This is a genomic window from Pseudomonas capsici, from assembly GCF_017165765.1.
Classification (GTDB): Bacteria; Pseudomonadota; Gammaproteobacteria; order Pseudomonadales; family Pseudomonadaceae; genus Aquipseudomonas; species Aquipseudomonas capsici.
The window spans coordinates 1-14,705 of record NZ_JAFGZD010000009.1 but is presented as its reverse complement, the minus strand read 5'-3'; the positions used below and the strand labels follow the sequence as shown (position 1 = coordinate 14,705).

The 14,705-nt window shown below is 61.0% G+C and carries 2 protein-coding genes and 1 pseudogene; 2 read left to right on the top strand and 1 reads right to left on the bottom strand.

Going from position 1 to position 14,705, the window contains the following annotated elements:
- Positions 1-9: 9 nt before the first annotated feature.
- Entirely contained in the window at positions 10-13,788 is a 13,779-nt protein-coding gene (locus JSY17_RS14080; RefSeq protein WP_206402144.1) for a two-partner secretion domain-containing protein, read from the top strand.
- Positions 13,788-14,312 carry a hypothetical protein gene (locus JSY17_RS14075; RefSeq protein WP_206402143.1) on the top strand — a complete coding sequence of 175 codons (525 nt, stop codon included), beginning with the start codon at positions 13,788-13,790 and terminating at the stop codon, positions 14,310-14,312. The genes JSY17_RS14080 and JSY17_RS14075 overlap by 1 nt, the downstream gene beginning before the upstream one ends.
- A gap of 108 nt (positions 14,313-14,420) precedes the next feature.
- Here the strand turns inward: JSY17_RS14075 and JSY17_RS14070 are convergent.
- Positions 14,421-14,643 (bottom strand): annotated as a pseudogene (locus JSY17_RS14070) (IS5/IS1182 family transposase); the annotation flags it as partial.
- Between the last annotated feature and the right edge of the window lie 62 nt (positions 14,644-14,705).

Here is a 14,705-nt window from a genome sequence, read left to right as displayed (position 1 = left end):
AGCGCCCACATGGACGTCCGCCAACTGGCTTTTCTTGCCCGTCAGCCTTCTGCTGCCCTGAAAGAGCGTGAGCGCTTCTGCGGCCTGCCCAAACGCGGCATTGCGCTGATCCTGGCCCATGCGATGTTCTGGCAGCCGATGTGGGCGCAGGCCGATGGCGTAGTGGTCAGCGGGACGGGCACCGGCCTGGGGCAGGCGGGCAATGGCGTGCCGATCGTCAACATTGCCACCCCCAATGCCGGCGGGCTGTCGCACAACCAGTTCCAGCAGTACAACGTCGACGCTCAGGGCCTGATCCTCAACAACATTGCCCAGCAGACCGGCGCGACCCAGTTGGGCGGGATCATCGTCGGCAACCCGAACCTGAACAACGGGGTGGCGGCGCAGGTCATCCTCAACGAAGTGGTGGGCGCCAACGCCAGCCAGCTCAAGGGCTACACCGAAGTGGCCGGGCAGGCGGCGCGGGTGATCGTGGCCAACCCCTATGGCATCACCTGCAACGGCTGCGGTTTTCTCAACACCCCGCAGGTGACCCTGACCACCGGCAAGCCGGTGCTGGACGGCAACGGCAACCTGACGCACTTCAATGTCCAGAACGGCAGCGTGGCCATCGAAGGGCTGGGGCTGAACGCCGATAACGTCGATCAGTTCGACATCATCACCCGCAGCGCGAAGCTTAACGCCGAGTTGCATGCGAAAAGGCTCAACGTCATCGCCGGGCGTAACGACGTCGATGCCCGGACCCTGAGCGCCACGGCGCTGGCAGACGACGGCAGCGCCAAACCTGAACTGGCCATCGACAGCTCGGCGCTGGGCGGCATGTACGTCGGGGCCGTGAAACTGGTCGGCACCGAGGCGGGTGTCGGGGTGCGGCTGGCCAGTAATGTGGCGGCCAGCGCCGGCGATATCCAGATCGATGCCAATGGCCACCTGAGCCTGACCCAGGCGGCTGCCAGCGGCGCGGTCACGGTCAAGGCCGCCAGCGTCGAGGCCAACGGGCCGCTGTATGCGGGGTCTTCGCTGACGGTGACCACGCCGGGCGATCTGGCCATTCAGCAGAATGTCGCGGCGCGCGATGTCGTCACCTTGTCCAGCGGCGGGCAACTGACCAACACCGCGATCATCGAAGCGGGCGTCAATGCCGACACCAGTCGCAATGCCACGGGCGATGTGGTGCTCTCGGCGGACAACCTGACCAACACCGGCAGCGTGGTGGCCAGCCGCGCCCTGCAGGCGACCGCCACCCGGTCCCTGACCAACCAGGGCGGGACCCTGAGCGGGCAGGCCAGTACCCGGGTCACGGCCGCGACCCTCGATAACCGTCAGTCCGGGCGCATCCTGAGCCAGGGCGGCAGCGTGGACATCACCAGCAGCCAGGTCGCGAACCAGGGCGGACGGATCGCCAGCGCCACTGACCTGACGATGACCGCCGACACCGTGACCAACAATGGGGGCGTCGTGCGCAGCGAAGGCACGCTGACCCTGACCGCCGACGCCCTGACCAACACGGGCGGCAGCCTCACCAGTAAAGGCGTTGCAACACTTACCGTCACCGACGCAGTGGTCAACCAGGGCGGTGAAGTGCTGAGCGATGCTGCGCTGACCCTCAACAGCGGCAGCCTGGACAACAGCGGCAGCGGACGGATTGCTGGCAAAGGCGTGACGGTCACCACCGGTGCCTTCGACAACCATCTGGACGGCCGCCTGACCAGCACCGAGGCCTTGCGCCTGACGGCGGCGCAGGTCAATAACAGCGAAGCCGGGCGCATCGCCAGTGCCATGGCCCTGACCATGGTGGTCACGGACCTGGACCTCTCGACCGCAATCCTCAATAACGCTCAAGGTGTGGTGCGCAGCGAGGGTAGCCTGACGCTGAATGCGGGTACGCTGACCAACACGGCAGGCAGTCTGACCAGCAAAGGTGCCGCGACCCTGACCGTCACCGACGCGCTGGTCAACCAGGGCGGCGAAGTGCTCAGCGATGCGGGGTTGACCCTCAACAGCGGCAGCTTGGACAACAGCCGCAGCGGACGCATCGCTGGCAAGGGCGTCACCGTCACCACTGGCGCCTTCGACAACCACCTCGATGGCCGCCTGACCAGCACCGAGGCCTTGCGCCTGACGGCGGCGCAGGTCAATAACAGCGAAACGGGGCGCATCGCCAGTGCCATGGCGTTGACCGCCGTGGTCACGGGGCTGGACCAACATGCCGATGGTCGCCTGTACGGCAACGGCGACGTCAGCCTGGACCTGAGCCGTGGCCACCTCAACAACCAGGACGGCCTGATCACCGCCCCGGGCCAGTTGCTGCTCAAGAACTTCGGCACGGTCGACAACCAGCGCGGCGAGATCTCCAGCGCCCACGCCTTTACCCTGGCGGCGACGTCGCTGGACAACACCGACGGCACGGTATTGAGCGATCAGGCCTTGATCGTGCGCATCGACCAACTGCTGACCAACCTGCGCGGCCTGGTGTCCGGCAAAGGCGTTGACCTCACGGCCGACACCCTGAACAACACCCTTGGCGAGGTGAGCAGCGAGGCGGCCCTGAAGCTGGACGTGACCGGCGACCTCGGCAACCGCCAGGGCCTGCTGAGCAGCGCGGGGGCCACCAGCCTCGAGGCCCGGAGCCTGGACAACGCCGAAGGCCAGGTCCAGGCCGACGAGGTGCTGACCGTCCGTCTGGCCCAGGCCCTGAACAACCAGGCCGGGACCCTGGGCGCGGGGCTGGGCCTGGACCTGCGGGCCGCGAGCCTGGACAACCGCCTGGCCGGGGCCGTACTCACCGATGGCCAACTGGACGTCACCCTGACCGGCACCCTGGACAACCGCAGCGGTGGCCAGGTGCAGGCCAAGGGCATGCTGACCCTGACCAGCCAGGCCCTGAACAACCAGGGCGGCCGGGTGGTGGGGCAGGACCTGCTGACCGTGAACAGCGACAGCGCGCTCAACCGCGGCGGGGTGATCCGCGCCGACAAGCTGATGACGCTGTTGATCGGTGACCTCGATAACAACCAGATTGGCCTGAGCGCCGCGCAGAAGGGCGTGATCACCGGCCAGGCCGGGCTGAGCTTTATCGGCACCCGACTGAATAACCAGAACGGCCTGCTCACGGCCGTGGGCGGAATGACGCTGCAGGCCGACACGGTCCTCAACGGCGCGGGCCGCATCGCCAGCCAGAGCGACCTGACGGCCACCGTCGACACCGTGACCCAGCAGGGCGGCGAGCTGGTGGCCCAGGGCACCCTGACCCTGACCGGCCAGCGCCTGGATAACCGGGCCGGTGGCCTGGTGGGCGCCACAAAAGCGCTGAAACTCGAAGTCGACGACCTCGACAACCGGGCCGGCGAAGTGTCCAGCCAGGTGGGTGTGGAACTGATCGGTGATGCACTCGACAACCGCGACGGCGGCAAGGTGCTGGCCGGCACCGCGCTGCAACTGCTTGTCGAGCGGGTGATCAACGAGAACAAGGGCCTGCTGTTCGGCCAGACCCTGAGCCTGACCGGCCAGCGCCTGGACAACGCCGGTGGCACCCTGGGCAGCCAGCAGGCCCAGACGCTGACCTTGAGCGCTGCTCTGGACAACCGCGGCGGTCTGCTCAACAGCGAAGCGGCGCTGACGGTCAAGGCCGCCTCGCTGGACAACACCGGCGGCACGCTGTCCAGCGCCGAAGCGCTCAAGGTCACCACCGACGGTGCGCTGATCAACCAGAACGGCTCGATCACCACCGACACGACCCTGACCCTGGTCAGCGACAGCCTGGACAACCGCCAGAAAGGCCTGCTGTCCGGGCAGGGCGCGACCCGCGTCACCACCGGAGCCTTCGACAACAGCCAGGGCGGGCAACTGACCGGCGGCGACACCCTGGAGCTGATCGCCGGCGACGTCATCAACCAGAGCGCGGGGCGCATCGCCAGTGCCCTGGCCCTGACCGCCAGCGTCACCAGCCTCGACCAGCAGGGCGGCGAACTGTTCAGCCAGACCACCCTGAGCCTGGACCTCAATAAAGGCCAACTGAACAACCAGGGCGGGCTGATCAACAGCCCCGGCGCGCTGCTGCTGAAAAACCTCAAGGCCGTGGACAACCGGGGCGGGGAAATCTCCAGCGGCCAGGCCTTTACCCTCACGGCCCAGAGCCTGGACAACAGCGGCGGCAAGCTGCTCGGCAGCCAGGCGCTGACCCTGGACCTGGTCGCGTTCTTCAAGAACCTCAAGGGCAGCGTGTCGGCCACCGGGCTGACGATCGACAGCGACAGCCTGAGCAACGACGAAGGCCTGATCAGCAGCCGGGCGGGGATGACCCTCACCGTCGGCCAAGCCCTGAGCAACGTCAAGGGCACGGTGATCGCCGATGGCGATCTGGACGTCAGCGCCGCGACCGGCGACAACACCCTGGGCCAGATCACCAGCCAGAAAGCCCTGACCGCGGTGATCGGCAACCTGCAACAGCAGGGCGGGCAACTGTCGGCACTGGGCACGCTGAGCCTGACCGGCACCACCCTGAACAACAGCGCCCAGGGCTGGGTCGGTGCCGGCGAGGCCCTGACCCTGACCGTCGATGAGGTCGACAACCAGGGCGGCGAGATCTCCACGCAACACGGCATCACCCTGAGCGGCGACACGCTGACCAACAGCGGCGGCCAGATCCTTGCCCAGCAGGCGCTGACCCTCAACGTCGCGACCACCACCAACCACGCCCAGGGCGTGCTGTCCGGCAAGACCGGCCTGACCCTGACCGGTGCTTCGCTGGACAACAGCGGCGGGGTGGTCAGTGGCCTGTCGGGGCTGGTCATCGACCTGTCCGGCGCACTAAACAACAGCAGCGGTGCGATTGGCAGCGAAGGTCTCCTGAGTATCGAGGCGGGCAGCCTGACCAACATGGCGGGCAGCGTCTCCAGTGCCGGTCAGCTGACCCTCGACATCGCCGGTGCCCTCGGCAATCAGGGCGGCGAGCTGGTCACCGATGACGTCCTCACCCTGACCAGCAGTGGCCTGGACAACCTGCAAGGCACCGTCAGCGCCAAGGGCCGGGTGACGATCGACACCGGCGACCTGGACAACAGCCAGAAGGGCCGGATCAGCAGTGGTGAACGGCTGGACCTGACCGCCGCGCAACTGACCAACCGCGACGGTGGCCGCATCGGCAGCCAGCAGGCGCTGGTGGCCAGCGTCAGCGGCCTTGACCAACAGAAGGGCAGCCTGTTCAGCAACACCTCCCTGAGCCTGGACGTGAACCAGGGCCTGCTGGATAACCAGGGCGGCCTGATCACTGCGCCCGGCACGCTGCTGCTGAAAAACCTCAAGACCGTGCTCAACCAGGGCGGCGAAATCTCCAGCACCCAGGCCTTTACCCTGACGGCACAGAGCCTGGACAACAGCGGCGGCTCGCTGCTGAGCAACCAGCTGCTGACCCTGCGCATCGATCAGGCCCTGAACAACGTCAAGGGCCTGATCGCTGCGGCGGGCGTCGATGCCACGGCGGCCAGCCTGGACAACACCGGTGGCACCCTGACCAGCCGCAACACCCTGGACCTGACCGTCACCGGTCGGCTCACCAACCGCGACAAGGGCCTGATCAACGCCGCCGAAACCCTCACGATCACCTCGGGCGACCTCAACAACCGGGGCGGGCAACTGCTGGGCGGCAGTGCGCTGACCCTCACCAGTGCGGCCCTCGACACCGGTGCCCAGGGCCTGATCAACAGCCAGGGCACCCTGACTGTCACCGCCGACAGCCTGAGCGCCGACAGCGGTGGCGAAGTCTCGGCCCTGGGCAGCATTACCCTGGTCCTCGACGCCCTGTCGCTCAACGCCAGCCGCCTGATCGGCCATGCCGCGCTGAGCCTGGACCTCAAGGGGGCCGACCTCACCAACCGCGACGGCCTGATCAGCGCCACCGGTCCCTTGACCCTCAGCCGGGTACGGGACGTCAACAACCAGGGCGGGGAAATCTCCAGCGCCCAGAGCTTCACCCTGACCGCCCGGACCCTGGACAACAGCGGCGGCCAACTGATCAGCAACGCCCTGCTGACCCTCCAGGCCGACAGCCTGCTCAACCAGAGCGGCCTGATCTCCGGCTGGCAAGGGCTGGACGTGACCGCCACGTCCCTGGACAACCGCAGCAACGGCACCCTGTCCAGTCGCCTCGGCGCGGTGGATGTGGACCTCGGCGGCGCGCTGCTCAACAGCGGCAATGGTGCCCTGGTCAGCCAGACCGCCCTGACCGTCACTGCCGACCGCCTCGACAACCGCGGCGGTATCCTCTCCAGCGGCACCGCGCAGACCCTGACCGTCACCGGCCTGCTGGACAATAGCCAGAAAGGCCTGATCGACAGCGGGGCCGACCTGATCGTCACGGCCAACGCCCTCGACAACAGCGCCGGCACGCTCGGCACTCAGCAGGATTTCAGCTTTGAAGGCCGCACGCTGGACAACAGCAGCGGCACGCTGAGCAGCAAGGGTAAAATCACCCTCGACCTGCTCGGTGCCCTGACCAACACCGGCGGCCAGCTCGCCAGCGGCGGTGACTGGCTGCTCAAGCGCAGCAGCGCCGTGCATAACCAGGGCGGGCAACTGGTCAGCCAGCGCCTGATGACCCTCAACACCGGGCTGCTGGACACCAGCAACCGCGGCACCGTGGCGGCCAACGGCACGCTGCTGATCACCGCCAGCGGCCAGGTCCTCAATAACGCCGACGGCCTGATCTACAGCCAGAACGGCGACGTGACCCTCAAGGCCGCGAGCCTCGACAACACCGCCGGTGCCGTGCAGGGCCAGAACGCCCTGAGCGTCGAAGTGACCGGTGCGGTCGACAACCAGCGGGGCCGCCTGATCGCCCAGAACGGCGACCTGTCCGTCGAAGGCGCGAGCCTCGACAGCCGCGGCGGGCTGCTGTCCAGCCTCAAGGGCCTGCTGACCACGCAGATCACCGGCGTGCTGAGAAACGGCTACGTCCCCACTACCACTCAAGGCGGCGTGATCCAGGCCCAGCGCCTGAGCCTGACCGCCTTGGGCGGCTTCGACAACTACGGCGGCCGCGTCTCGGCCAGCACCGGCGAAGCCCTGCTTACCACCGCCAACCTCGACAACCGCAACGGCGGTATCTACGCCAAAGGCCGGGTGCGGGTCATCGGCAACGACCTGGACAACAGCGGCGACAACGACGGCCAGATCGCCGGGGGCCAGGTCGACCTGCAACTGACCGGTGCCCTGAACAACCGCCTGGGCATCATCGAAAGCGACAGCCGCCTGGCGATCAAGGCCGCCAGCCTCGACAACCGGACCGGCCAGATCCGCTCGCTCGGCACCAGTGACGCTGCCGACTTCCAGATCGGCACCCTGTTCGACAACCGCAACGGCACCGTGGAAGTCGCCAACAGCAACCTGATCCTCAACGCCGCCAGCTTCCTCAACGCCAACGGCAAACTGCTGCATGCTGGCGCGGGCACCTTCGACATCTCCACCGCCAACCTGACCCAGGCCGGCGGCAACCTCGTGACCCGCGGCGGCCTGACCATCACCGCGGATAACTGGACCAACAGCAGCGTGATCCAGGCCGGTCGGCTGACGGTCAATGTCGGCACCCTCAACCAGACTGCGAGCGGGCAGTTGCTGGCGTCGAGTGCGTTGGTGGGCACGGGTGGGAGCTGGACGAATGAGGGGTTGATCGCCAGTGACGGGACCTTGGAATTGACCTTGACTGGCAAATACGCCAGCAATGGTCAGACCACCAGTCTGGGCAGGCTCGGGTTGAGTGCCGCCAGTGTGGAATTGTTTGGTACTGGCCGGATTGCCGGGGCCAGCGATGTACAAGTCAAGTCGGGCAGTATGTTGTTCAACCAAGGGCGCATAACATCCGCTCGGGACCTGACCCTCAACGCAACCAGTCTGACTAATAACGGTACGATTGGCAGTGCTGGAAAATTGGACCTGGTCAGTCAGGTACTGCGCAATGAAGGCGCTTCTTCCGGTGATCAAAGCCTGATTTCAAGCGGCGGCGATATGCGCTTGCTGGTCGGTGATTTCACCAATCGCTTTGCTACCGTATACAGCCTGGGTGGCCTTCTGGTTGCTGGGGATGCAGCGCTCAACCGCTCCAATCGAATCGACAATATTTCTGCCGTCTTGCAGAGTTCTGGGGCGATGGGGTTGTACGGGACGACAATCAGCAATCGCAAGGATGCATTTTCGGTCAGTGAGCAGGTGGTTTCAGGAACGATTACTTACCAGTGTCTTAACTGCAAGGGGAGGCACTACGATTTTTTCTATTACGTAACTGAAGAAATTGCACGTTCAGTTCAGGCCGACTCTGCCTCTTCCTCGATTAATGCTGGCGGTGCGCTCAAAGTGCAGTCGTCATTGTTCGAGAACAAACACAGTACTGTCAGTGCTTCATCTTCGATCGATATCGCTACGGATAACTTTAACAACGAAGGGGCATCGACCGAGAGTGTGTTGCGTACTCGGCAGTTTCGTAATCCAGACGACGCAGAAGGAAGCGACATCTGGTTCGATATGGTTCGAGAGGGTGGGGTAATTGCCGAATACGCCAAATATAACTCCAAGACCCAGTTCGTTTATCTAGAGGAGAGGAATAACGGCGATGGTGGTGTCGATTTGGCACCCGTGTGGAGCGGTGCGCAGGACACAGGTATAGCCAACCCTTTTTATCGATCCAACTCGGGTTATGCGGTGCCTGCCCACGTTCTGACTTATTGGCTGTATGATAGCTGGGAGACCCAGACTAATACGGGGGTGGCCGCCAACGCTGTCATTCAGGCTGGTGGTGCTGTGAATATCGCTGCCAGCAAAAATCTGGGTAATGGCGTCACTCGCCAGAATACGGGTTACTCCAGTCTGGCCTTGAGCGCAGCTAACACCCAGACCGGTAGCCAGATCAATCCCAACACTGCGAGTATCAACGCTCAACTGTCGCCTGATCTGGCTCAGCAACAAGTTAATCCATTAACTCTGCCAGGCTTCAGCCTGCCCACCGGCCAAAACGGTTTATTCCGCCTGAGTGCCCAGACCAGCAATAGCACCGCTGCCACTCAAGCCACTGGTGCGCCACAAAACTGGACGCTCGGCAGTGCCAGCGTCTCAGTCGCTCAACGCGAGCAGACCGTTTCCGATACCCAGGCCAGAACCCTTAAGTTCGGGACAACCGGGCAAGTTTCGACCGCCACTCGCCAACTGGCCGATGTAGTTCGTCAGAACTCCGGCTTGAGCGCCAATGCTTCCGCCTTTGACTCCAGCACCCCGGTCGATTCAGCAACCCGTCTGCAGCTCACTGGCCATAGCACCGGGAACACAGGCCTCACGCAGGTTGCCGACGTGACACAGGTTCAGAGCCAGAACGGCCCTGTTCCCTTCACCCCTGTGGCTTCCAATGACACCACGGTTCAGAACGGCACAACCACGCCGACGGCTGTGCCGAACACCCAGGTTGCCCGTGTCCAGGCCTTGCCTGGCAACACCGCGCCGCCGAATCCCCACAAATACCTGATCGAAACCAATCCGGTCCTGACCGACCTGCGCCAGTTCATGAGTTCGGACTACCTGCTGGCCGGCCTGGGCTACGACCCGGAGGCCAGTGCCAAGCGCCTCGGTGATGGCCTGTACGAGCAGCGTCTCGTCCAGCAAGCCATCGTGGCCCGTACCGGTCAGGCATTCCTGGCCGGGCAGACCTCCAACGAGGCCCAGCTCAAGTACCTGATGAACAACGCCATCGCCAGTAAGGAGCAACTGAACCTGACGATCGGGGTGGAATTGAGTTCACTGCAAGTGGCGGCCCTGACCCACGACATCGTGTGGCTCGAAGAGCATGAGGTTAATGGCGAGAAAGTCCTGGTACCGGTCCTGTACCTGGCCCAGGCCAATAACCGCCTCGCTCCGAACGGCGCACTGATTGCAGGCAACGACGTCACACTGACGGCGGGCGAAAACCTCGATAACGTCGGAACCTTGCGGGCCACCAACAACCTGTCGGCAACGGCGGGCAACGATCTGGTCAACGTCGGCCTGATCGAGGCGGGCAATCGTCTTGACCTGCTGGCTGGGAATGATCTGGTCAACAAGGCTGGCGGCATCCTGTATGGCCGTGATGTAACGCTGAGCGCTACCCGTGGCGATGTTATCAACGAGCGGACAGTGACACGCGCTGTCGGTGCAGAGGGATATCAGGATTTTGCCGACAGTGCTGCCCGTATCGAATCCGTCAACGACCTGACCATCAAGGCCGGGCGTGATATGCAGAATATCGGCGGCACCCTGCAGGCCGGTCGCGACCTCAGCCTGATTGCCGGTCGTGACCTGAATATCGGCGCGGCACAAACCGAAACATCGAAGGTACAGGGCGCGAATACCCAGTCCAGCATCACGCAACTGGGCGCCAGCGTCAGCGTCGGTCGTGACCTGATGGCTATCTCGGGACGTGATATCAATGTTGTAGCCAGCGATATCGATGCCAAACGCGACATCGCCATGGCCGCGACCGAGAACATGACCATCAGCTCGGCGGCAGACGAAACCCATTCCCTGTCCAGAAGCAAGAAACTCACCGTCCAGACCGACCATGTCAAACAGGTCTCCGCCGACCTGAATGCTGGCGGCAGCATTGCCCTGAACGCCGGCCAAGACCTGGCCGTCATCTCCAGCCGCATCACCGCAGGCGACAACGCCAACCTGTCGGCAGGCGAAAACCTCAGCCTCCTGGCCGCACAGGACAGTGACTACTACCTCTACGACAAGAAGAAAAAAGGCTCCTTCGGCGCCAAGAAGACCAAGCGGGATGAAGTGACCGATATTCGCAATGTCGGTAGCGAAATCACCAGCGGCGGCGACCTGACGCTGGAGAGCGGCGGCGATCAGTTGTACCAGGTGGCCAAGCTCACCAGTGGCAATGACCTGACCCTTGAAAGTGGTGGTGGCATCACCTTTGAGGGGGTGAAGGACCTGCATCAGGAGAGCCATACCAAGAGCAGTAGCAGCCTGGCCTGGACCTCAATGAAAGGGAAAGGCCGCACCGACGAAACCCTGCGCCAGACAGAAATGGTGGCCCAAGGTGAACTTGCGATCCGGGCTGTTGAAGGCTTGAAGATCGACATCAAGCAGGTTGACCAGCAAACCGTCAGCCAGACCATCGATGCCATGGTCCAGGCTGACCCGCAACTGGCCTGGTTGAAAGAGGCCGAGAAGCGTGGGGATGTGGACTGGCGTCAGGTGAAGGAGCTTCATGACTCCTTCAAATACAGCAACTCCAGTCTTGGTCAGGGCGCGATGTTGGCGATCATGATCATCATCACGGTAGTAACGGCCGGAGCTGGAACTTTTGCTGCAGCAGGAACTGCTGCTGGTTCTGCTGCAAGTGGGGCTGCGACTGCAGCTGGTTTCTCTACTACGACAGCTTTCACTATCGGTACGGCTGCCCATGCGGCTGCGGTGGCAAGTTTGACTTCTCTTACATCGCAGGCAGCCATTAGCACGATTAACAACAAAGGTAACCTTGGAGCTGCGTTCAAGAGCACAGTCAGCAGCGATAGTTTGAAAGGGGCTTTAATCTCAGGGCTTACTGCTGGTTTCACAGCAGGTGTTATCGACCCTAACTTGAGTGGTACAAGCAAGCCTTTCAATAACCTCACTAAAGGTTTCGATCTGTCGAGCCTCAAGGACATTGGAGGTTTTGCGATTCATGCTGGTGCGCAAGGACTGGCTTCTGGAGCAATCAATACAGCCATTAATGGCGGAAGCCTGGGCGATAACTTGACCAAGGCGCTTGTTTCTCAGGCTGGAAACGTAGCCGCAGCGGTTGGTTTTTATCAGATAGGAAGCATAGCTAACGAGAATTACGCAAAAGCATTCTTGAAAAATGATACGCAGGGAATGGCGCTCTGGGCAGAAGGCGGAATGGGGCGTACCGCATTGCATGCCATGATGGGGGGCGCAATTTCCTCGGCGACCGGTGGTGATTTCGCGACGGGAGCGGTTGCGGCAGGTGCCAGCCAGGCCATGGCAGGCGTATTGAATAATGCATTCAAGGATATTCCGGAGTTTCGTGAGGCGGCATCAAAAATTGTGGGTTTGACCGCAGCGGGTCTGGCCGGAGGCGATGTCGAACAAGCTGCCTGGATTGCAGGTATGGCAGACCAGTACAACCGTCAGTTGCACCCCGCCGAAATTCCGTTGCTGGTGAAACAGTCTGATAGTTTTGCGAAAGAGGCGAATATCAGCCCGGCAGAGGCTGAGAAGCGTCTGGGGCAAGCCTTGTTGTATTACACCGATGCTGAATGGAATGGTGTATTGACTGATAGGGGTGTGAAGCCAGATGCACTGACACTCAAGCATTTGGGCATCGCACTGTCACCACTGGGTTCTACATATGCGCCGGCCGGAGGGGATGTGCCTGCGGCGGGAGCTGATAAAACCTACACCCCTGCTGAAGTAGTGGGTTTGATTACCAACTATCGCAATTCGCATGCTGCGGAATATGCCAATCCCGAGATCAATGTCATCAATTTGCAGGGTGGGTTGTTAGGAGACCCTACTTACGCATATGCAGATTTTTATCGTAAGAATCTTGCATCTCCTTTTGACTTGTCGAATGCGTTCTCTGGACAGGCTGTTGGCATGTACCAAGGAGGGAAGGGTGCTGTCTCTGATGCCGCTCTTTCTGTCTGGGCTCTATTGAGTAACCCGGCAGGAGTCAGTGAACAAGTAGCTAATGGCCTCATGGGGCTAAGCAAAGACCCTTTGGGTTCCTTTGTGAGTATCGCAGAGGCAAGCCAAACCCAAGAAGCAATGGCCACTCTTTACGATATGCAGGGTAATAGTGCGGCCAGCGCAGCCATTCGGGCGCAGAGTGCGGCAGAGTTTGCACTGAATTTCCTGCCGACTAACCGTGCCAAGGCAGTAGCCGAGCTCAGTCTTGGACGTAAGCTCGGTTCAGAAGGCCCCTGCTGTTTTGCTGCCGGAACGATGGTTTCCACTCCTGACGGTGATCGAGCAATCGATACGCTCAAGGTCGGAGACATTGTCTGGAGTAAACCCGAGAGAGGTGGTAAGCCGTTTGCAGCTGCCATCCTCGCAACGCATGTTCGTACCGATCAGCCGATCTACCGCCTCAAACTTAAAAGCGTGCGTCAGGACGGTGAGGTCGAGAATGAAACCCTGCTGGTCACACCGGGGCACCCGTTCTACGTAGCGGCCCAACGTGATTTCGTGCCGGTCATCGACCTGAAACCAGGCGACAGGCTGCAGTCCCTGGACGATGGTGCCAGCGATAACACCTCATCTGAGGTTGAGTCGCTGGAGCTTTACGTGCCTGAGGGCAAAACGTATAACCTTACAGTCGATGTAGGGCATACGTTCTACGTCGGTAAGCTTAAGACCTGGGTGCACAACACCGGGCCTTGTGTCTTGCCGGAGGGGTATTTTGGGGCTAGCGCTCCAAATACACCCAGGTTCATTACGGACTCTGCCGGTAACACTATTGATTTGGATTATACCAAGGGCCTCAGGGAAACGAATGTGACGGTCACGGGGACGCGTGGTGGTGTTCAGTATCCGTTGCAAGGACAAATTCCCGATTCTTATGCGAATCTTGGAAATGGGCATGTTGTTGTCTACGGTCCTGAGGGGCGTGCATTATATGATGTGTCTAGCTCTCGGATTAAGGTGGTCGAATGGAACCAAGCTCCGAATGGAACATATTTCCCCAAGAAGGGAAGTGATACAAAAGTTTTTGAGGGGAATGTTCCTCAGTCGGTTCTTGAAAGCTTGGGATTGAAATGATGAAAGTTTATCAGGGTAATATTTCTAAAGAGTCGTTGAGTTTGTTTGTTTCAGATATTGGCTCCGGGGAGTTTTTTTCATATGTAGGGCACTGGGTTTCATTAGAGCAAGCAATTTCTGTTCTGGGTTTGCTCTCTCCTGATTTTATTGAGATCAATAGTCATATTTTCTGGCTGCCTAACGCTCAGCAATACGATCCGCAAAAATTTCATTTGAGCGGGCTGGTTGAGACCGAATCCAATGCGTTGGAGAAAAGTGCATCGCGTAGAGACGTTGAACGATACAGAAATATTTTTTCAATAAATCAGTTCTTTTCAAAATGGGAGGATGCACCGGGTCGACCCGTATTTAAAGTTGGCCTGTCGGAAGAAGATTATCGTCTTTGTCATTTATTTGCTGAGCAGATCACTAAATATTGGAAACTCGCGTTATCCGAGGCCTTTCCAGAGAAGGTATTTCAGTTTGAGATTGCTGACGATCTTCTTGATGAATATGGCGTCTGTCTGACATTCTGGCAGTCGTAATTTAAAGAGCTCATAAGGTGTCACGTCATTAGAGCTACTGTCAGAGGCTAAATAATAATTATGCGTTTAGACATGGTGCAAAAGGAACGGGTGGTGCTGCCGAAGGTGCTAGGCAGTGTACGAAAAGTAATGTCGTAGACACCGTCGCCAACAAGCGAGTGTGACCATCGCTGCAAAGCTTTCCCAGGCGCCGGTGCTCCTTTAGCCAGCCAAATAGCCGCTCAATGGCGTTGCGCTGTCGATACTTGGGCCTGTCAAACAGCCGTGGTAAACCCGGTTTGGGTTTGCGTTTTATGTCACGCAGCGGAATCACCGGCGTAAGCGTACGGCGAACTCACCTTCCGAACTCCAGCATTAAGGGCGATGGTGTCCGCGTATTTTTAAGCGGACGCG

Coding starts and splice junctions, on each gene's coding strand:
- JSY17_RS14075 (WP_206402143.1), top strand. CDS start 13,788: ATGAAAGTTTATCAGGGTAATATTTCTAAAGAGTCGTTGAGTTTGTTT.
- JSY17_RS14080 (WP_206402144.1), top strand. CDS start 10: ATGGACGTCCGCCAACTGGCTTTTCTTGCCCGTCAGCCTTCTGCTGCC.